This is a genomic window from Kitasatospora sp. NPDC052868 (assembly GCF_044547105.1).
GTDB lineage: Bacteria > Actinomycetota > Actinomycetes > Streptomycetales > Streptomycetaceae > Kitasatospora.
Window position 1 is genome coordinate 1 of the sequence record NZ_JBITZW010000032.1, and the last position, 20,959, is coordinate 20,959.

The 20,959-nt window shown below is 73.7% G+C and carries 13 protein-coding genes; 2 read left to right on the plus strand and 11 right to left on the minus strand.

Annotated elements, in window-relative coordinates; genetic code table 11:
- Window positions 1-5,853 (plus strand): type I polyketide synthase (locus tag ACIGZJ_RS33235; RefSeq protein WP_396460769.1); only part of this gene is annotated, 5,853 nt, incomplete at its 5' end.
- 69 nt (window positions 5,854-5,922) lie between these two features.
- Here the strand turns inward: ACIGZJ_RS33235 and ACIGZJ_RS33240 are convergent.
- The 11 genes from ACIGZJ_RS33240 to ACIGZJ_RS33290 all read right to left on the minus strand — a co-directional run bounded on the left by ACIGZJ_RS33240 (window position 5,923) and on the right by ACIGZJ_RS33290 (window position 17,109).
- Window positions 5,923-7,005 (minus strand): transposase domain-containing protein, encoded by a 1,083-nt coding sequence (locus ACIGZJ_RS33240; protein WP_396460770.1) that lies wholly within the window; start codon window positions 7,003-7,005, stop codon window positions 5,923-5,925.
- 204 nt (window positions 7,006-7,209) lie between these two features.
- Window positions 7,210-8,778 (minus strand): DHA2 family efflux MFS transporter permease subunit, encoded by a 1,569-nt coding sequence (locus ACIGZJ_RS33245; protein WP_396460771.1) that lies wholly within the window; start codon window positions 8,776-8,778, stop codon window positions 7,210-7,212.
- Window positions 8,771-9,595 carry an MBL fold metallo-hydrolase gene (locus ACIGZJ_RS33250; RefSeq protein WP_396460772.1) on the minus strand — a complete coding sequence of 275 codons (825 nt, stop codon included), beginning with the start codon at window positions 9,593-9,595 and terminating at the stop codon, window positions 8,771-8,773. The genes ACIGZJ_RS33245 and ACIGZJ_RS33250 overlap by 8 nt, the downstream gene beginning before the upstream one ends.
- A gap of 129 nt (window positions 9,596-9,724) precedes the next feature.
- Window positions 9,725-10,975: an NAD(P)/FAD-dependent oxidoreductase gene (locus tag ACIGZJ_RS33255; protein ID WP_396460773.1), complete on the minus strand. Its 1,251-nt coding sequence runs from the start codon at window positions 10,973-10,975 to the stop codon at window positions 9,725-9,727.
- Window positions 10,972-11,499, minus strand: a complete 528-nt coding sequence (locus tag ACIGZJ_RS33260) for a flavin reductase family protein (RefSeq protein WP_387949780.1) — start codon at window positions 11,497-11,499, stop codon at window positions 10,972-10,974. Before ACIGZJ_RS33260 ends, ACIGZJ_RS33255 begins: the two co-directional genes overlap by 4 nt.
- The gene (locus ACIGZJ_RS33265) at window positions 11,496-11,975 is read right to left on the minus strand and encodes a type II toxin-antitoxin system RatA family toxin (RefSeq protein WP_387949781.1); all 480 of its coding nucleotides are present in this window, start codon (window positions 11,973-11,975) and stop codon (window positions 11,496-11,498) included. The genes ACIGZJ_RS33260 and ACIGZJ_RS33265 overlap by 4 nt, the downstream gene beginning before the upstream one ends.
- Window positions 11,976-12,030: 55 nt before the next feature.
- Window positions 12,031-13,329: an aspartate aminotransferase family protein gene (locus ACIGZJ_RS33270; RefSeq protein ID WP_392930983.1), complete on the minus strand. Its 1,299-nt coding sequence runs from the start codon at window positions 13,327-13,329 to the stop codon at window positions 12,031-12,033.
- Window positions 13,326-14,351 (minus strand): SDR family oxidoreductase, encoded by a 1,026-nt coding sequence (locus ACIGZJ_RS33275; protein ID WP_396460774.1) that lies wholly within the window; start codon window positions 14,349-14,351, stop codon window positions 13,326-13,328. Before ACIGZJ_RS33275 ends, ACIGZJ_RS33270 begins: the two co-directional genes overlap by 4 nt.
- Before the next feature lie 23 nt (window positions 14,352-14,374).
- Window positions 14,375-15,508, minus strand: coding sequence for an acyl-CoA dehydrogenase family protein (locus tag ACIGZJ_RS33280; RefSeq protein WP_392930979.1), 1,134 nt, complete (start codon window positions 15,506-15,508; stop codon window positions 14,375-14,377).
- A gap of 118 nt (window positions 15,509-15,626) precedes the next feature.
- Window positions 15,627-16,619, minus strand: a complete 993-nt coding sequence (locus tag ACIGZJ_RS33285) for a bifunctional lysylphosphatidylglycerol flippase/synthetase MprF (protein ID WP_396460775.1) — start codon at window positions 16,617-16,619, stop codon at window positions 15,627-15,629.
- On the minus strand, window positions 16,594-17,109 hold the full coding sequence (locus ACIGZJ_RS33290; protein ID WP_396460776.1) for a hypothetical protein: 516 nt from the start codon (window positions 17,107-17,109) through the stop codon (window positions 16,594-16,596). Before ACIGZJ_RS33290 ends, ACIGZJ_RS33285 begins: the two co-directional genes overlap by 26 nt.
- 948 nt (window positions 17,110-18,057) lie before the next feature.
- On the opposite strand from ACIGZJ_RS33290, the gene ACIGZJ_RS33295 reads away from it, so the two are divergent.
- A complete protein-coding gene (locus ACIGZJ_RS33295; RefSeq protein WP_396460777.1) occupies window positions 18,058-20,907 on the plus strand; it encodes a LuxR C-terminal-related transcriptional regulator in 2,850 nt (949 codons plus the stop codon).
- The last annotated feature ends 52 nt before the right edge of the window (window positions 20,908-20,959 follow it).

Consider the following 20,959-nt stretch of genomic DNA (forward strand, 5'->3'; position numbering starts at 1 on the left):
ACCAACACCCCCATCAACTGGACCCCCCACCACCCCACCAACCCCACCCCCACCAACCTCCCCACCTACCCCTTCCAACACCAGCACTACTGGCTGCAAGCACCCACCGCGCGCGGCAACGTCACCACCGCAGGCCTCGGCTCCATCGACCACCCGCTCCTGGGCGCCGTCGCCAAGCTCGCCGACGGCGAGACCACCCTGTTCACCGGACGCGTCGCCCTGGCCACCCACGGTTGGCTCGCCGACCACACCATCGGTGAGACCGCGGTCCTCCCCGGCACCGCCTTCGTCGAACTCGCCATCCGGTCGGGCGAGGAGAGCGGCCACACCACCCTCGACGAACTGGTCCTGCACGCGCCGCTGGCCCTCCCCGACGGCCAGGCCGCCCAGCTCCAGGTCACCGTCGGCGCCGCCGACGACCGCGACCGACGCCCCGTCACCGTCCACTCCCGCCCGGAGGACGGCGACCAGCCCTGGACCCTGCACGCCGAGGGCCTGCTCAGCGGCTCCCCCGTCCACGGCACCGAACTGCGCAGCTGGCCGCCGCAGAACGCCGAGGCGCTCTCCGCCGACGCGGTCTACGACCAGCTGGCCGCTATCGGCCTCACCTACGGCCCGGTCTTCCAAGGCGTCACCGCCGCCTGGCGCGACGGCAGCGACTTCTACGCCGAGATCAGCCTCCCCGAGGAGCAGCACGGCACGGGATTCGCCCTCCACCCCGCGCTCCTCGACGCGGCCCTCCACCCGAAGGCCTCCGACACCCCGGGCTCGATCAGGCTGCCGTTCGCGTGGTCCGGAGTCGCCCTGCACGCCACGGGCGTCACCACCGCCCGGGTCCGGATCGTCAGCAGCGGCACCGACCGGCTCGCCGTGCACCTCGCCGACGACTCCGGCGCCCCCGTCGCCACCATCGGCTCGCTCACCGTCCGGCCGCTCGACCCGGCGCTGCTCGGCGGCGGCGGGCAGGACGACCTCCACCGCCTCCAGTGGACGAACCTGCCGACCCCGACCGCCACGGCGCCCGAGCCGTTCCTGCTCGCCGACGGCGACCTGGCGGGCCTGCGGGCGGCCGTCGACGCCGGCGGGGCCGTCCCGGACACCGTGCTGGTGCAGGTGCCCCGGCAGGCTCCCGAGGAGACGGCCGGCACCGCCCTGCCCGGGGCGGTCCGCACCGGCACCGCCCGGGTGCTCGGCCTGCTGCAGGACTGGCTGCGCGACGACCGCTTCGCCGCCGCCCGCCTGGTCGTCGCCACCTCCGGCGCGGTCGCCGTGACCGCCGACGAGATGCCCGACCTGGCCACCTCCGCGATCTGGGGCCTGGTCCGGTCGGCGCAGAGCGAGCAGCCCGGCCGGATCACCCTGGTCGACTCCGACGGCCTGCCGGCGTCCGACCGGGCGCTGCCCGCCCTGCTCACGGCCGACGAGCCCCAGCTGGCCCTGCGGGACGGCCTCGCCCGCGTCCCGCGCCTGGTCCGCGGCGCCGCGACCGGCGAGCCCGCGACCGCCCCGTGGGACTCCGAGGGCACGGTCCTGATCACCGGCGGCACCGGCGGCCTCGGTGCCATGCTGGCCCGGCACCTGGTCACCACCCACGGCGTGCGCCACCTGCTGCTGGTCAGCCGCAGCGGACCGAACGCCACCGGCGCCACCGAACTCGCCACCGAACTCCGCGAACTCGGCGCCCACGCCACCATCGCCGCCTGCGACACCGCCGACCGCGACGCCCTCACCCGCGCCCTCGCCCAGGTACCGGCCGAGCACCCGCTCACCGCCGTCGTCCACACCGCCGGCGTCCTCGACGACGGCATCCTCCCCACCCTCACCCCCGAACGCCTGGACACCGTCCTGCGGCCCAAGGTCGACGCCGCCTGGAACCTCCACGAACTCACCCGCCACCTCCCGCTCAAGGCCTTCGTCCTCTACTCCTCCCTCGCCGGTGTCCTCGGCAACGCCGGCCAGGCCAACTACGCCGCCGCCAACACCTTCCTCGACACCCTCGCCGCCCACCGACAGGCCCACGGCCTGCCCGCCCACTCCCTCGCCTGGGGCCTCTGGGCCCAAACCGGCGCCATGACCGGCGAACTCACCGAAGCCGACCTCACCCGCCTCAGCCGGGGCGGCGTGGCCGCGATCACCGAGGCCCAGGGCCTCGGGCTCTTCGACGCGGCGCTGCGCAGCACGGACGAGCCCGTGCTCGTCCCGGTCCTCCTGGACCTGCCCGCGCTGCGGGCGAACGCGGCGGGCGGCGAGCTGCCGGCCGTCCTGCGCAGCCTGGTCCGGGTGCCCGCCCGCCGGGCCGGCGGTGCGGACGGCGGCCTGGTCCGGCGGCTGACCGCCCTCACCGGACGCGACCGCACCCAGGCCCTGGTCGACCTGGTCTCCACCCAGGTCGCCACCGTCCTCGGGCACTCCGACACCAGCGCGATCAACCCCCAGCGGCCCTTCAAGGAACTCGGGTTCGACTCGCTGACCGCCGTCGAGCTGCGCAACCGCCTCAACAAGGCCACCGGGCTCACCCTCTCCACCACCCTGGTCTTCGACCACCCCTCCCCGCTCGCCATCGCCGAGCTGGTCGAGCGCCGGCTCTTCGAGCAGCAGGAGGCCGTACAGGCCGCCCCGACCAGGGCCGCCGCCGACGACGACCCGGTCGCGATCATCGGCATCGGCTGCCGCTTCCCCGGCGGGGTCGCCTCCCCCGAGGAGCTCTGGGAGCTGCTGACGAACGAGCGGGACGCCGTCTCCGGCTTCCCGACGGACCGCGGCTGGGATCTGGAGAACCTCTACCACCCGGACCCGGACCACCCCGGGACGAGCTACGCCAAGGAGGGCGGCTTCATCTACGACGCCGCCGAGTTCGACCCGGCGTTCTTCGGCATCGCCCCCCGCGAGGCGGTCGCCCTGGACCCGCAGCAGCGCCTGCTGCTGGAGACCTCCTGGGAGGCCTTCGAGCGGGCCGGCATCGACCCGACCACCATGCGCGGCAGCCAGACCGGCGTGTACGCGGGCGTGATGTACCAGGACTACTCCGGCCGGTTCGTCCACCACAGCCCCGAGGAGTTCGAGGGCCAGATCGGCATCAACGGCACCGGCGCCGTCGCCTCCGGCCGGGTCTCCTACACGCTCGGCCTGGAGGGCCCGGCGGTCACCGTCGACACGGCCTGCTCCTCCTCGCTGGTGACCCTGCACATGGCCACCCAGGCGCTGCGCGCGGGCGAGTGCACGCTCGCCCTGGCCGGCGGTGTCAGCGTGATGGCCACCCCGAGCGCGTTCACCGAGTTCAGCCGGCTGCACGGCCTCGCCCCGGACGGCCGGAGCAAGCCGTTCGCCGCCGCCGCGAACGGGATGACGATGTCGGAGGGCGCCGGACTGCTGCTGCTCGAACGGCTCTCGGACGCCCGCCGCAACGGCCACCCGGTCCTCGCGGTGATCCGCGGTACCGCGATCAACCAGGACGGCGCCAGCAACGGCCTGACCGCCCCCAACGGCCCCGCCCAGGAACGGGTGATCCGCCAGGCCCTCGACCGGGCCGGCCTCACCCCGACCGAGGTGGACGCCGTCGAGGCGCACGGCACCGGCACCTCGCTCGGTGACCCGATCGAGGCCAACGCGATCCTCGCCACCTACGGCCAGGAGCGCGAACGGCCGCTCCAGCTCGGCTCGTTGAAGTCCAACATCGGCCATGCCCAGACCGCCGCCGGCGTCGCGGGCGTGATCAAGATGGTGATGGCGATCCGCCACGGCGTACTGCCGAGGACCCTGCACATCGACGAGCCGTCCGGCCTGGTCGACTGGTCCCCGGGCACCGTGGAGCTGCTGACCGAGGCCCGTGCGTGGCCGGAGACCGGCCGCCCGCGCCGGGCCGGCATCTCCGCCTTCGGGATCAGCGGCACCAACGCCCACGTCATCATCGAGCAGCCCGCGGCCGAGCAGGGCGCCACAGAAGAGACCACCGAGCAGACCGCCCGGCCCGGCGGCCCGCTGCCCTGGGTGCTCTCCGCCACCACGCCGGAGGCGCTCCGCGGCCAGGCCGCCCGGCTGCGCACCGCCCTGCTCGCCCGGCCCGAGGCGGACGACCGCGACATCGCGGCCGCCCTGCTCGGCGACCGCACCCGCTTCGACCACCGCGCGGTGGTCCTCGGCGGGACCCGCGCCGAACTCCTCACCGCACTGGGCGTGGTGGCCCAGGGCGGCACCGCCCCCGGCGCCGTCACCGGCCGGGTGGCCACCGGTCCGTGGGCGGCGCTGTTCACCGGCGAGGGTGCGCAGCGGGCCCGGATGGGCCGGGAGCTGTACGAGTCCTTCCCCGCCTTCGCCACCGCCTTCGACGCCGTCCGCGCGGCGCTGGCCGCCGAACTCGGCAGCTCGGGAGACGAGTTGCTGCTCGACGCGGCCGGCGCCGACCGGCCCGCCGTCGCCCAGCCCGCGCTGTTCGCCTTCGAGGTCGCGCTGTTCCGGCTGCTGGAGTCCTTCGGCGCCCGCCCGGACTTCGTCCTCGGGCACTCGCTGGGCGAGCTGACCGCCGCGCACGTCGCCGGCGTCCTCTCGCTCGACGACGCGGCCAGGCTGGTGGCCGCCCGCGGCCGGCTGCTCCAGGAGCTGCCGTCCGGCGGCGCGATGCTCACCGTCGCCGCCTCGTTCGCCGAGGTGTCGGAGCACCTGGCGTCCTCGGGCCTCTCCGCCAAGGTGAGCGTGGCGGCGGTCGACGGGCCGGCCTCCGTGGTGGTCTCCGGACCGGTCCCGGACGTGACGGCGGTGGAGCGCTGGTGGCGCGGCCGCACCCGCAAGGTGCGCCGGCTGCGCTCGGCCCAGGCCCTCCAGTCGGCCCTGGTGGAGCCGGTGCTGGCGGACTACGAGAAGGTCGCCCGCGAGCTGGCCTACCGGGAGCCGCAGCTGGCCGTGGTGTCCGCCCAGACCGGGGCGCTCGCCGCGCCCGGGGAGCTCACCGACCCGGAGTACTGGGTGCGCCGGCTCCGCGCGACGGTGCGGTTCGGGGACGGCGTGCAGACGCTGCGGGAGCAGGGCGTGCGGACCTTCGTCGAGCTCGGCCCGGACGCGGTCCTGGCCCCGCTGGCCGAGGAGTCGCAGACCGGCGCCGGGGTCCGCGCCCCTGCGGTCGCCCTGGCGGCCGTGCGGCGCGGCCGGAGCGAGGCCTCCTCGCTGCTTGCGGCCGTCGCCGGGCTCCAGGTCCGGGGCGCGGAGGTCGACTGGGCGCCACTGCTCGGCTCGGCCGGGCCGCGCACCCGGGTGGACCTGCCGACGTACGCGTTCCAGCGGCGGCGCTACTGGCTCGACGGCGAGGACACCGGTCGGGTCTCGGCGAACTCCCCGGAGGGCCGGTTCTGGGCGGCCGTCGAGGAGCAGGACGTCGAGCAGCTGAGCCTGCTCCTCGGGCTGGACTCGGGCGCCGCGGAAGGCGCGGCGGACGGCGCGGCGAACCGCGGCGACGTGCTGGCCGAGCTGCTTCCGGCGCTGGCCCAGTGGCGGCGGCGGGAGCGGCAGGAGCGGGCCGGCCGGCGCCGGGGCGCCACCGTGGACCGGTCCGAGCTGCTCGACCGGATCGCCGAACTGCCGCCCGCCGAGCGGGAGTCCGCCGTGCTGGAGGCCGTCCTGCGGGAGTGCGCCGAGGTGCTGGGGAGCCCCGCCGGGGAGGAGCCCGAAGCGGAGCAGAACTTCCTGGCGATGGGCTTCTCCTCGCTGTCCGTCATCGACCTGGGCAAGCGCCTGACCGAGGCGACCGGGGTGGACGTGCCGATGGGCCTGATCTACGACCGCCCGACACCCGCCGCACTCGCCGCCTACCTGGCCGCCGGGCTGCTCGACGCCATGGCCGGGTCGGCCGGCGACCGGGGCTGACCGAAACGGCGGTGCCCCCGTCCGATCATCGCGATCGGGCGGGGGCACCGCCGTTTCCGGCTCGGGGTGTCAGGCGCACACCCGGCGGCTGTGGTCCGTGGTCAGCGTGCGCAGCGCCTGGTAGAGGCAGAGCAGCGCCCAGAACTCCTGGCGGACGCCCTCGGGGCTGCGCGAGCGCAGCGGCACCCCGGGGTGACGCGGGTCCGAGCCGACCACCGCGAACAGCGCGTCCATGGTCCACCGTTCGCGGAAGCACCGGACGAGTTCGTCGGCGGGGGCGGTGAGCGGGTCGAGCAGCGTGCTGACCAGGACGTCCGGACCGGTCTGCAGCACCCGGACGGGGACGGTGCCGCCGGGCCCGGACAGCTCGGAGCGGTGGCCGCCGCCCGGCAGCGGCCCGAGGACCGGCAGCGCCAGCGCGGGGTCGGCCCGCCAGAGCAGCTGGGCGCCGGTCGCGGCGGCGGCCAGGAACGGCGTCGGCGTGGCGAGCGGGCGGCCGGCGGTCAGCAGCATGCCGGGCGAGAGCCGGCCGTAGAGGCGTTCCGCGAGCGGGCGTACCGGGAGCGACGGATGGGTGGCGTCGTCCGGCGTCTCCAGGGCCGCACCGAGCAGGCCCAGGGTGCCGGACTCGGCGAGCACCGCCAGCCCGGCCCGGGAGCGCGGCGCACCCGGGCGGGCCGAGCGGCCCGGGGCGGGGCCGGTCGCGGTGGGCGGCAGGTCGAAGGCGGTCTCCTCCAGCGCGACCAGCCGCAGGCCGCGCCAGAGCGCGCAGGGGTCCTCGGGCCACCCGGTGGCGACCCGGCCGGCGGTCTGGTCGAAGAGGTTGCGCAGCGGCGCCTCGCCCAGCCGGTACCGGGCGAGCGAGATCGCGCCGTCGGTGGGGACGCGGTAGCCGCTCCAGCCGGGCCGGGCCCAGCGCAGTCCGCGCAGCAGTCGGTGCAGGGTCCGCTCGTAGCCCATCCGGGGTTCGAGCCAGAGCGCCATCGACAGGTAGACCATCAGCTTCGCGGGCAGGACCCGGGCTCTGGTCTCCCGGGCGCCGGCCTGGTCGATCGCGGCGTCCACCATGGCCTCGGGGAACATCTTCGCCAGCACGCCGATCGAGATGTCATCGGTCAGGCTGCCCTCACTGGTCTCGTCCGTCCTGGACATGCGACGTTTCACTCCAGTAGGGGGTTCGTCCGGTGGCGCCGCAGGGCACGGCGCGCACCGGGGTTGGGGGGAAGGAGCCGCCGGGGTGCGGCAGGGAAAAGGGAAAGGGAAGGGGGCGGCGCGTTTCTTGGGCGCCCAAGGACAAGGGCCTGTCCGGCGGTCAGGCCGGACAGGCCCTGGGGCGGCCTCGGGGGTCGGCGGCCGTCAGACGTGGTCCGCGACGGGTGCGGCGGCGGCCTCGGCCGTCCTCTCGCCGGACCGCTTGCGGGCGCCGAGCAGCAGCACGGCGGCGACCGCGGCGACCGCGCAGGCGCCCGCCCCGGCGGTGTACGCGATGTGGGTGCCGTCCAGGAACGCGGTACCGACCTTGCCCATCACCAGCGGCTTGATCTGTTCGGGCAGCTTGCCGGCGTCGGAGAAGTCCCCGGCGGCGATCCGGTCGACGGCCTCCGGGGGCAGCGGCAGGCCGGCCAGCGCGGTGCCCGCCGAGGTGGAGAGGTGGTGCGAGACGAGCGTGCCGGAGACGGCCACGCCGAACACCGAGCCGACCTGCCGCGCGGTGTAGCCGACGCCGGAGCCGGTGCCGGCCCGTTCCTCCGGGACGGCCTGGAGCAGCGCGGAGGTGACCGGCGGTCCGGCCAGGCCGGCGCCGAGGCCGAGCAGCAGGAACTGCCACCAGTAGCTGCCGAAGCCGTCCTGGTAGTGCAGCATGCGCAGGCCCAGGAGGCCGCCGCCCATGGCGAGCGCGCCGACCAGCGCGGTGAGCCGGACGCCGACCCGCTCGGAGACGACCACGCCGACGATCGAGGCGACGGTGACCATGGCGGTCATCACCACGGTCCGCAGGCCGGCCTGGACCGGGCTGAGCCCGTCGACCTCCTGCAGGGTGAGCATCAGCAGGAAGACGGCGCCGAACATGGCCCCGAAGACGGTGAAGTTGATGATCGCGCCGGCGCTGACGTGCGGGTGCCGGAAGAAGGACAGCGGCAGCATCGGCTGGCGCTGCCGGGCCTCCCAGACCACGAAGCCGACCAGCGCCAGTCCCGCGCCGACGAAGCAGCCGACGATCCGGCCGGAGCCCCAGCCGGCCGAGTTGCCCTCGATCAGGGCGTAGGTGAGCAGTCCGACCCCGGCGACGAAGAGCAGCTGCCCGAGCACGTCGACGGCCTGCCGGTGGTCGGGGCGGGTCTGCGGCAGCAGCTTGGCGAGCACCGCGACGGCGAGCACGCCGACCGGGATGTTCACCCAGAACACGCTCTGCCAGCCGTACTGCTCGACCAGCACACCGCCGACCAGCGGCCCGGCGGTGAGGGCCAGGCCCGCCACCGCGGACTGGATGCCGACCATCCGCCCGCGCGCGGTCGGGTCGGGGTAGAGCTGGGTGATGATCACCATGGAGACCGGCATCAGCGCCGCGCCGGTCACGCCCTGGGCGGCGCGGGCGATCAGCAGCATCCCGACCGAGCCGGAGAGGGCGCACCAGGCGGAGGTGAGGGTGAAGCCCGCGAGCGCCCCGACGAAGAGCCGCTTGGCGCCGATCCGGTCGGCGAGGGCGCCCGCACCGAGCAGCAGGCAGGAGAAGGTGAGCAGGTAGGAGTCGACCACCCACTGCAGTCCGCTGACGTCGGCGCCGAGCTTGTCCCGCAGGTCGGGCAGGGCGACGTTGACCACGGTGGTGTCCAGGAAGACCAGGAACAGTCCGCTGAACAGGGCGACGAGCAGCAGCGGGCTGACGCCGCCGCGCTCCTTTCCGGCGACGGCGGACTCAGGCATCGCGCTTCCGCCACTCCCGGAACTCGGTCAGGTCGTGGGCGCTGAACACCTCGGCCTCGCCGCTGCGGCGCAGTTCGCGCAGCCGGGCGACGTTGGGCAGCCGGTCCGGGACGGTCTCGACCTTCTTCTGGAAGGCGTTGAGGCCGGGCGTGCACCAGGGCTCGTCGGCGATCTCGCCGTGGAACATGTAGGCGTCGCCGGCGTGCAGCAGCCAGCCGCTGCCGGTGTCGACCGCCACCCCGACGTGGCCGCGGGTGTGCCCGGCGAGCGGGATCAACAGGATCTCGGGCGGCAGACCGGGGATCTCGCGGACCGACTCGAAGCCGAACCACTTCTCCCCGTCGGCGAGTTCGTGGGTGACCCACTTCGGATTGTGGGCCCACTGGCTCTGCCGGTACCGGTTGCGCTCCAGCTTGGTGGGCGGGTTCATGGCCGCCCGGTACTCGGGCCCGTAGGCGTGCACCTGGGCGTCGGGGAAGTCCGCCAGCCCGCCGGTGTGGTCCCGGTCGAGGTGGGTGAGCACGATGTGCCGGACGTCCCGCGGGTCGTAGCCGAGCGCCTTCAGCTGGTTGACGGCGGCCTCCTCGGGCTTCAGCACCGGCCGGGAGCGCAGCATGAAGGCCCGGCCGAGCCGGCCGACGGGGTCGGCGATGTCCCGGGTGCCGAAGCCGCTGTCGACCAGGACGAGGCCCTGGTCGGTCTCCAGCAGCAGGCAGTGGCAGAGCATGTGAGCCGCTTGGAAGAGGCCTCCCTCACCGTTGACCAGCCGCCGCGAAGGCGGCCGATAGGTGCCGAAGTTGAGGTGCCGGACGAGCATTTCTCTTCCTCTCGCTCATACCGCTACGGGCGGATGCCGCTACGGGACTGCCGATTGCCCAGGACGTCGGCCCGGGAAACCCTCCGCCGCCGGGGCGGGGTGTTCTGATGATGCGTCAGGTCCGGCGGGTCATCCGCCGTCCCGGGCGGCACGGCGGGCCAGCAGGCGCAGGTAGCCCTGGAGCAGCGGCCCGGCCGGACCGCCCACCGGCAGCCACGGCGCCTTGGAGCGGTGCCAGGGCAGCGGGGGCGGCGCGTCGCCGGTGAGCGCCTCGGCGAGGTGGCCGCCGGTGGCCGTGGCGAGCGCCAGGCCGTGGCCGCAGCAGCCGCCGGCGAACCAGGTGCGGTCGTCGATCCGCCCGACCACCGGCAGGTCGTCGCCGGTCATCCCGACCTGCCCGGTCCAGCGGTGGGTGATCTCCGCGGGGACGGGCAGCCGGCGGGCGAGCCAGTCCCAGGCCCGCCGGTGCTGGTCCGGTCTGGTGGTCGGCGGGATGTTGACCGGGCCGCCGCCCATCACCAGCCGCCCGTCGGGGGTGAGCCGGTGGTAGGGGGCGAGCGTGGTCACGTCGATGACGGCCTCGGGGCCGAGCTCCGCGCGGGCCTCGGGTGACAGCGGCGCGGTGGCGAGGGCGTGCAGTTGGAGCGGCGCGACGGTGCCGACCGGCAGGCCCAGCGAGCGGGTGAAGCCGTTGACGGCGATGACGGTGCGGCCGGCCCGTACCGTCCCGGCCGGGCAGGTGAGTTCGCCGCCGCCCAGCCGCAGGACGGGGCTGCGGTCGAAGCGGCGCACGCCGAGCCGGTCCAGCTCGGCGGCGAGCGCGGTGGTCAGCGCGGCCGGGTCGAGGGTGGCCGCGACGGGGTGGCGCAGCGCGGCGCGGTACCGCCCGGGGCGAGCCACGGGTACGACGTCCAGGTCGAGTTGGCGGTAGGCCTCGGCCTGCCGGGCCAGCGTGGCGGCGGCCCGGTCGGAGTTGGCGACGATCAGCTGGCCGCCGACGGTGAGCCCGCAGTCGGCGCCGAGCTCCCCGACCAGGTCGACGGTCTGGCGGACCCAGTCCTCGCTGGCCAGGTAGCAGGCGCGGGCGGTCTCGTCGCCGAAGCGCTTGCGGGCCTTGTCGATGGCCGGGCCGATCCGCGGGCCGACCAGTCCGGTGCCGCGCCCGCTGGCGCCGGCCGCCGGTCCGGTGGCGTCGAGGACCACGATGTCCAGCGAAGGGTCCCGGCGGACCAGGCGGTAGGCGGTGGCCAGGCCGGTGAGCCCGGCGCCGACGATCGCCACGTCCGCGGTGACCGTCCCCTGGACGGGGGCGGCGGCCCGCAGCTCCGCCGGCCGCCACGGCGGGGCGGCGGCCGGCGGTGCGGTCGAGGGGGCGGTCAACGGTCCCCCTCGGGTGCCAGCTCCCGGAACCTCCGGTCGTGCCAGATCAACGGCTCCCCCTCGGCCGTGCCGTCCCCGTCGCCGCGGACGGACACCACGTTGCCCACCACCACGCTGTGGTCGCCGTAGACCCGCTCGTCGGCGAGCGTGCAGGCCACCCAGCCGAGCGTGCCGCGCAGGACGGGGATGCCCAGCTCCCACTGGAACTCCACACCGGCGAACTTGCCCGGCCCGCCGGCGCCGGCGAAGACCGTGGCCAGCCCGGCCTGGTCGGCGCGCAGCAGGTGGATGGCGAAGGCCCGCCGGGTCCGGAGCGCGGCGAGCGTTCCGGATCCGGCGGACAGGCAGGCCAGCATCATCGGCGGATCCAGCGACACCGTGGTGACGGCCGAGGCGGTGAGGCCGAGCGGCTCACCGTCCGGACCGCAGGTGGTCACCAGGGTCACCCCGGCGGCGAGCCGCCGGTAGAGGCCCAGACAGGCCTCGGGGCTCCGGTCGGGGGCGCCGGCGTAGGCGAGCCTCACGACTTCGCGGAGCCGGCGGTCTCGGTGTCCACGACGATCTCCTGGGCCTCGCCGAGCAGACCGTCGACGATCTTCAGGATGTTGCCGCGCAGGGCGGTCTCGGCGACCGGGTCGAGGATCGCGGCCAGGGTCGGGATGCCCAGGTCGAACTCGGCGAGGAAGCGCACCAGGGTGCCCTCGCCGTCGGCCTCGACCTTCCAGTCGCCGCGGAACTCCGCGAAGTCGCCCTTGACCTGCTCGAAGGAGATGGCGAGCTCCTCCGGGTGGAAGGTGTCCCGCTCGGACCACTTGAGCAGGCCGTTGCGGAAGTGCACCGTCCACTCCGACAGCACCGAGCCGTCGGCGGAGGGCTCCTGGACGACGACGTTCTCGACCGTCTCGGTCAGCTCCGGGTAGCGGCCGAAGTCGCTGATCCGGCGGTAGGCCTCGGCGGGCGAGATGGCCGGGGCGAGGATGTGGATGCTCACGCTGGGCATGGTGTTTCCCTTTCGGCGGTTTCGTGGGACGCGTCGGCCGGGTGGGCTGGACGCGTCAGACGCGGTCGGCGACCGCGGTCAGCGATTCGTCGAGGACGGTCAGGAACAGCCGGATCTCGTCCTCGGTCAGGATCGCCGGCGGGGTGAAGCGCAGGACTTCGGAGGCGTTGAGCGAGTGGTTGAGCAGCACGCCGCGGTCCATGAACTCCAGCAGGAGCTCGCCGACGAAGCGCTGTTCGGCGGGCTGGATCGCGATCAGCAGGCCGCGGCCGCGGACCTCGGTGATCAGCCAGGGCGCCCGCTCGGCGACCAGTCGGCGGATCTCGCCCAGCAGCCGCTCGCCGAGTTCGGCGCTGCGCTGGACGATCTTCTCGTCGCGGATCGTCTCGACCGCGGCGAGCGCGGCGGCGCAGGCGATCGGCGAGGCGCCGAAGGTGGAGGAGTGCAGGATCGGGTCCCGGCCGAACGGCATGTACACCTCGGGCCGGGCCACCATCGCCGCGGCCGGCACCACGCCGCCGGACAGGCCCTTGCCCACCAGCAGGATGTCCGGGACGACCTCCTCGGCGTCGCAGCCCCACCAGGTGCCGAGCCGGCCGAGGCCGGTCTGGATCTCGTCGACGATCAGCAGCGCCTCGAACTCCCGGCAGGCCTCGGCGACCTCCTTGAGGTAGCCGGGCGGGGGCACCCGTACGCCGCCCTCGCCCTGCACCGGCTCGACGATGACGCAGGCCCGGCCGGCCCGGGCGGCGAGCGCCTCCCGCATCGCGGCCGCGTCGCCGTAGGGCACCTGGCAGGTGTCCGGCAGCAGCGGCTCGAACGGCTGCTGGTACTGGCGGTTGGCGGTGACGCTGAGCGCGCCCATGGTCTTGCCGTGGAAGCCGCGCTCGGTGGTGATCAGCGCGTTCTTGCCGTGCGCCCGGGCCAGCTTGATGCCCGCCTCGGTCGCCTCCGCACCGGAGTTGACGAAGTGGACCAGGTCCAGGTCGCCCGGGGTCACCGAGGCCAGCGCCTCGGCCGCGGCGGCGGTCACCGGCTCCATGAAGACCCGGGTGGCCAGCGGGTGCCGGTCGATCTGCGCCTTGACCGCCTCGACCACGCGCGGGTGGCGGTGGCCCAGGATGAAGACGCCGTACCCGCCGAAGTCCAGGTAGCGCTTGCCGTCGGCGGCGGTGATCCAGGCGCCCTCGGAGTAGGTCTCCACCACGGTGCCGAGCATGCGGGCGAGCGAGGCCTTGCCGTGGCCGAAGTGGCGCTCGTAGCGCTCCCCGGTCAGCTCGGCGTCCACGGACTCGGCCGCGGCGGCCGCGGCGGCGGCGTCGAAGGCCGCGGGGGCGTCGGAGACGGTGCTCATGCCACGGCCTCCCGGGCGGGCATCTTGGTGGCGATCCAGTACTCGACGGACTTCTCGAAGGCCTTCAGCAGCGCCTCGTGGGTGACCTCGTCGGCCATCCCCAGCTCCTCGAAGGAGGACTCCATCGAGTTGGAGACCTGGAAGAGCATCATCAGCTCGATGAAGCCGCGGAACTGGGTGCGCAGGGCGCGCGGGATGGCGTCCTCCATCAGCGGCAGCAGCAGCCGGTCCAGCGCCTCGGAGGGCATCAGGCGCGGCGGGTGCTCGGGCGCGACGCCGAGGCGCTCGGCGACCTCCAGGATCAGCTGGACGGTCTCGCCGAGGGTCGGCGAGTTCTTGCCCGCGGTGAGCCAGTACTCGCCGGTGGTGATGCCGCCGCGGATCAGGCGTCCGACGCCGCGGGCCACCAGGTCCGACGGGATCGCGTCGAGCGGGGTGTCCGCGTCGGCCGGCAGCACCGGGACGGTGCCCGTCACGATGGACGCGATCGCCTTGTGCAGGCCCTGGAAGTTGGCGATCTCGCCGGTCTGGGAGTCACCGCCGACCACCGAGGGGCGCACGATGGCGGCGGGCAGGCCGCTGGCCCGGACGGCCTGCTCGGCGGCGGCCTTGGAGTCGACGTAGGCGGCGGGCCCGGACTCCCGGAGCTCCTCGTCCTGCGGCCGGGCCACGAACGCGGTGCTGACGTAGTAGAAGGGCGCGCCGGCCTGCCGGGCGAGGCCCAGCATGTACTCGGTGCCCGTGACGTTGGAGGCGAACAGCTGCTCGCGGGTGGCGCGCCAGCCGGTGCGGGCCGCGGAGTGCAGCACCACGTCGACCCGGGCGGCGAGCTCCTCGAAGCCCTCCTGGCCGAGGCCGAGGTGCTCGTCCCCGAGCGAGCCCTGGATCTCCTCGACCCGCGGGTCGTCGATCGGGGTGCGGTGCCGCAGCCCGATCAGGTGGTAGTCGTCGGCCAGTTCCTTGATGAAGGCGCGGCCGAGCACACCGGTCGCCCCGGTGAGCAGTAGCGTCGGCTTGCTCATGATGATTTCTCCCCCTACGCGTTCTAGACGATTTCCAGCGGGCGGCCGGCCAGGAACCCGATCAGCGGGCCGGCCATCTTGCCGCGCGCCGGCGGGTGCAGTCCCAGCCCGTTGACCGCGGCCGTCAGGTAGCCGATGTCGTCGGAGCTCATGAAGTTCAGGCCGCCGAGCAGTTCCACGGCCCGGGGCACGACCCGTGCGATGGCGTCCTGGGCGGCGTACCGGACGTGCAGCGAGTCGACCAGCAGGCTCTGGTCGCAGCGCTCGGCACCGGTCTGCCGGGCGACGTTCTCGACGGCGGCCATCGCCGCCTCCAGGTCGGTGACCAGCCGGATCCGCTCGATCTCGGGGACCTTCTCGCTGGCCAGCAGCCGCTCGACCAGGGCGCTGGCGGCGCCCAGGTAGCTGGCGGTCATCAGCAGTTCGAACCAGACGAAGCCGGTGGTCTGGATGTCGTCCAGGACCTCGCCCTCGGGCACGTCGGTGCGCACCACCAGGTCGTTCGGGACGAGCGCGTCGGTGACGGTGACCTGGTCGCTCTCCGCGCCGGCCAGCGCGAAGCTGCCCCAGAACGGCGCCGTGGTCAGGCCCGGGTCGGTGGCCGGGATCAGCACGACGGCCAGCTGGTCGCCCTTGCCGTCCTCGCGGGGCACCATGACGCTCGCGGTGAGCAGGTCCATCGACTGCGCCAGGCTGCACGGGCGCTTGGCGCCGCTGACCACCAGGCCGGCCTCGGTGACCTTGGCGGTCATGCTGGGCTTCAGGATGCTGCCGCCCGGCTGCCCCTCGGCGAAGCCGGAGGCCAGCAGCAGCTTGCCGTCGACGATGCCGGTGAGCAGCATCCACTCGAAGCCGTTGCCGGTCTGGCTCAGCACCACCAGGCTGGCGAGCGAGAAGTGGTGCATGGTGGTGGCCACCGCCAGCGACGGCGAGCGCGAGCCGATCGCCCGCTGCACCCGGACGGCGGTGAGCGCGTCCGCGCCCTTGCCGCCGTGCTGGGCGGGGATCAGCAGCCCGGCGCCTCCGAGCTCCTTGAACAGCTTGATACCGGGGTTGCCCGGCGCCTCCAGCTCGCTGAGCGGCAGGCTCGCCAGTTCGGCGTCGAACCCTGGCAGCAGCGCCTCCAGTGCGGCCCGCTCGCGGTCCAGGAATCCCATGTCGTCTACCTCTCGGTGCTGTCCGGTGCTCTCGGTGCTGGGCGTTTCGTGCCGGGCGCTCGGTCGGGACGACCGGGCGCTCCGTGACTGCTGGTCAGCCGGCTGGACGGGCCGCCGGCTAGATGGCGTTGGCCAGGCGCATCAGGCGCAGGATCGCCCCGATGCTCGGCTTGCCCTCGAAGGCGATGTACTCGGGGAGCAGGGCGTGCGGGGCCCACTTCTCCTTGTAGGCGACCTGGGTCTGCGAGGGGTAGACCTTCTCCCCGTGCTCCGCCAGGAAGCGGACGATCTTGACGACCATCGGGCTGGCGCCGGGCGCCTCGTGCTCCTGGTCCAGCCCGGTGAACGGGGTGAAGCCCAGGTGCAGCCATTCGGCGCCGGCCTTGCCGAGGGTCTCGATGGCGTGCGCGTTGATCGCCTCCATCACCCCGGGCGGGGCCTCCCTGCGGCGCCGGGTCAGGTCGTGCAGCCAGCCCGGACGGGTGCCGTAGACCGGCGAGTAGGAGATGTAGCCGATCACCTCGCCCTCGATCCGGCCGACGAACAGCCGGCGCAGCGGCGCGACGGCCCCGGTGCGCTCGCCGATCAGGAAGGCCAGCTCCTTGGCGAACCGGCCCTTGCCGCGCAGCCAGTCCCGGTCGAGCTCGGTCAGCTCGTCGTCGACGGCCAGCGGATCGGCCTCCTCGACGACCAGTCCGCTGCGCTTGGCCCGCGAGATCTTGTTGCGCAGCCGGACGAACTTGGAGCCGCGCAGCGTGAACTGGGCCAGGTCGATGGCGTAGGAGGCGCCGATCTGGTTCACCGTGAAGCCGTTTCCGGCGTACAACTCGGCGTCGGTGCTCTGCAGTTGGACGGCGATGACCCGCTTGCGGGCCTTCCGGGCGTGCGCCCGGAAGGCGGTCAGCAGGGCGGCCCGGTCCCCGTCCGCGGCGAACGGGCCGGCGAACTGGATCAGGTAGCGCCCGGCGGTCCGGTAGGAGACCACACCGTCGATGCCCTCGGCCCGGAAGTACTCGGTCCGCTGGTTCAGGGCCAGGAAGGCGCTGGGGTTGTCCCCGTAGCGCTCGAGCGCGTCCCGGACGTCCTCAAGCGCGGGAGTGGCTGACAGCATCGGCGGCGCTCCTCACCTGGGTCGGGCCGGCCTGCCCCGGGGCGCCGCCCTGCCGCTCGTACGCGGCCTCGAACTCGACGAAGGCCGGGTGCCGTACGGGCTCGAAGGAGGTGTTCAGCGGCTTGAGGGAGTTCCCGAAGATGCCGCGGTCGCCGAACAGGTGGATGGGCAGCGCCAGCAGCGCCCACTCCGGCTTCACCAGCCAGGCCCAGAGACCGGCGATGGCCATCGAGGTCAGCAGGCTGTGCATGACGTTGTACGCGACGTGGTAGCCCTTGGGGATGTCCCCGTCGGCGGACCTCTTGAAGGCGATCGCCCCGGGGATGTACCCGATGAGGTCGATCACCACGAACAGCCCGATGAACACCGGCCAGCGGATGTCGCCCAGGTGTGTCAGTGCCAGGAAGACGGCGACCCCGAGCCCGACCAGCCATTCCAGGCGGGTCCACAGGAACGTCTTCTTTGTCTCGAAGCGATTCAGCGCATCCAATTCAACCCCACCTCGTACCCGCATGGGCGCATGCCGGGGTAGGCCCCCGTGCGTTCCGGCCTGAGCGCTTCAGGGCCCCCGCTTGCTGCGCTAGACGATCTCCCCGTGCCGCTCCGGACCGCGCCACGGCACTGCCGCGGTGAAAGTCTGCGCCATGGGCACCGCCTCGTTGGGGGTTCCGATCCCCCTGAGCCTCCCCTGTCTTTCCGGACGCGCTCCGACCGGCGGGTAGGGGGGTGGCGGGTCCTTACTTAGCGCGTAAGGATTCCGATAAACCGGAGTACCGGTTTCCGGACACGTCCGGAACAGCCGTCGGAACGGGCCCGACCGACCCCCCGTACCAGCGGGTCACCCCAGCGAAGGCGGGGTGCGGGGTCGATTTCGGCCGCATGCACACCACGCCCCGAGTGACCAGAGGGCGTGGATCCGGCCGCTTAACTCAGGCCTACCGAGCCAGGGGTGGCACACCCCCCGAGTAGGGGGTGGAGGCCCGCATACCGCCTGCTTCCAGGGCCTGGACCCCCTGCGGGCCTGCCGAAACGGAGCCTTCGCCACCGCCCGGAGGGCCGTTCCGGATTGGCCGAAACGCCGGAAAGTGTGATGCAGCTCACATACGGGCACCCTCGGCCCTTAGATACGCTCCCGTAGCGTATGGAAATCCTCTACAGTCCGCTCGACACCCTGTGACACCCCGTCAGCCGTGCTTGCGCACGTCGGGGCGGCCGGGGCGAAGGCGCCCGGGAGGAGGTGGGGTTGGATTATTCTGGAACTCTTTGCGGCGGCTTCACTTTGGCCACGGGGACCGGGACATAAGGTCACAACCGGGGCGGCCCTGCCGACAGGCGACCGCCGCTTGGACTACAGGTTACTTCTCGAGGAAATGCGCTGACATAGCAACGCTGGCTGCCGTTTAAATCATGGGGGATTCATACAATGGCGCTGGTTGAAATGAGCGACGCTCTGGTCGCCCTGAGGGAGATCTTCTCGGAATGCGAGGACAGACGCGGCAGAACGGTCGTGGTCAGCGGGTCGCTGGCCAGCGGTAGGTCGGAACTCCTGCACGCCTTCTGCGAGCACGTGGCGGACTCCGAGGCGCTGCTGCTCGCCGCCACGGGTTCGTACTCGGAACGGTCCGTGCGGCTGGGGGTGCTCAGCCAGCTCGTCCACAACGCGCCGCTGCCGCCGGAGATCCTGCGCAGCGTCGCCGAGACTGCGGCCGGCCGCACCGCCGGGGAGCCCTCGCCCTTCGCCGACCGCACCCCGCGCCACGAGACCGGCATCATCCAGGAGGTCTGCGACGCCCTGCTGAAGCTGGCGGAGCACCGCCCGGTCGTCCTCGCCATCGAGGACCTGCACTTCGTCGACCAGGCCTCGCTGCGGGCACTGCTGTACCTGCGGCTGCGGATGCGCTCGACCCGCACGCTGCTGGTCCTCACCGAGTGGACCGAGTCCTTCACCACCCCGATGTCCCTTCGGGTGGAACTGACCCGGATGCCGCACCAGCGGATCATGCTGGACTCGCTCTCCGAGGGCGGCGTGGGCCGCTACATCGCCAAGACGCTCGGCCCCCGGGTGGCAGCCCGGATGGCCGGTACCTACCACCGTCTGACCGCTGGAAACCCCATGCTGGTCAGCGCCCTGATCGACGACAACTCGGCGGCCGGCGAGAACGGCAGCGCACTCCCGGTGGTCGGGGTGGCCTTCGAACAGGCCGTCCTCACCTGCCTGCACCGCTGGGAGCTCGGGCTGGTCGACATCGCGCGCGGCGTCGCCGTGCTCGGCGTCCACGCCTCCCCGTACCTCATCGGACGGCTGCTCGGCTCGCCGCCGGACAGCGTCACCCGCGGCCTCAAGGTGCTCGCCGAGGCCGGCCTGCTGGAGGACGGCCAGTTCCGCCACCCCGCCGTGGCGGCCCTGGTGCTGAAGAACCTCCCGCCCGACGAGGCCTCCGAACTGCGCACCCGCGCAGCGGAGTTGCTCTACGAGCACGGGACGGCCGCGATCGACGTGGCCCACCACCTGATCGCCGTCGACGACGTGCCCGGCCCGTGGGCCATCGGCCTGCTGCGCGAGGTCGCCCGCGAGGCGCTGGTCGTGGAGGACGACGCCCGGCTGGCCACCCAGTGCCTGGTCCTGGCGCTGCGGCACTGCACCGACGAGCCGCAGCGGATCTCCGTCACCGCGGAGCTCGCGATGGCCCGCTGGCGCACCAACCCGTCCGCCGCGATCCGCCTGACACCGCTTCAGGACGCGCTGTCCGACGGCGAGCTCAGCGACCGCGACACCGCGATCGTGGTGCGCAACCTGCTCTGGCAGGGCAGCCACGACCAGGCCGTCAAGGCGCTGGCCTGCCTGCACGGCGGGTCCTCCCGCCCGGACCCGCAGGCCACGGCCGAGCTGGACCTCACCTACCAGTGGATCTACGGCCCGCGCCGGATCCGGCCCAACCATCCGGACGACCTGACGGTCCGCCGGGCCGGCTCGCCGGACGCCGACCCGTGGACCAGGGCCGCCTCGCTGCTCTCCACCACCCTGCACGAGTGGCGGCGCGACGACCTGGTCGAGAGCTCCTGGCACCTGCTCAGCAGCTCACGGCTGAGCGAGACCTCGCTGGGCGTGCTCGCCACCACCCTGCTGTCGCTCACCTACGCGGACGAACTGGAGTGCGCCGCGTCCTGGTGCGACAGCCTGATGGCGGAGGCCGTCCGCCGCCGGGCCCCCGCCTGGCAGGCGCTGCTCGGCAGCGTCCGGGCCGACCTCGCGCTGCGCCGCGGCAAGCCGGCCCTCGCCCGTACCTATGCGCGGGCCGCGCTCGACCAGGCCACCGCCCAGAGCTGGGGACTGCTGATCGGCTACTCGATCTCCACCCTGGTGATGGCCGCGACCGCGATGGGCGACTACGACGAGGCGGACGCGCTGCTCCAGCACACCTCGCCGGGCAGCATGTTCGAGACGGTCTTCGGGCTGCGCTACCTGCAGGCCCGCGGTCACCTCTACCTGGAGACCAACCGGGTGCTCGCCGCCTTCAGCGACTTCCAGAAGTGCGGCAACCTGATGCGCGAGTGGGGCATCGACATCCCGGCCATCGCGCCCTGGCGCGGCGACCTGGCGCAGGTCCACCTGAAGCTGGGCGACCGGGCCAAGGCCCGCGACCTGGTGAACGAGCAGCTCAGCCGCCCCGGCGCGGTCGGCACCCGGCTGCGCGGCATCTCCCTGCGGATCCTGGCGGCGAGCAGTGAGGGGAGTCAGAAGGTGCCCCTTCTGCGCGATGCTGTCGGTCAGCTACGCGCGTCCGGGGATCGTCTGGAGACCGCCCGGGCCATGGCGGACCTCTCCAACGCGTACCACGCGCTGGGCGAATCGGGCCGGGCCCGGCGGATGGCGCAGCGCGCCTACGAGGAGGCCGACTCCTGCCAGGTGCCCTCGCTCTGCGCCGGTCTGCTGGACTGCGGGGCCGAGCGCTCCGCGGAGCCCGAGCCGGCCGTCCTCGCCGAACCGCACCACACGCTCGACGACCGCCTCTCCGGCCTCAGTGACGCCGAACTGCGGGTGGCCGCCCAGGCCGCCCTCGGCTACACCAACCGGGAGATCGGGATGCGCCTGTTCATCACCCCGAGCACCGTCGAGCAGCACCTCACCCGGGTCTACCGCAAGCTGCAGATCAACGGCCGCCGCCACCTGCCGCTGGAACTCCTGCAGAACGCCACCGACCTGGCCGACACCGCCTCCGCACCGTCGGCCGCCCCCGTTCCGATCCCCGCAACCGCCGGCGCCGCTCCGCAGCGCCAGGCCGTCTGACCCGCCGGAGGCGGCGCGCGTCCCCCGCACCCGCCGCCTCCGGCGACCCCCT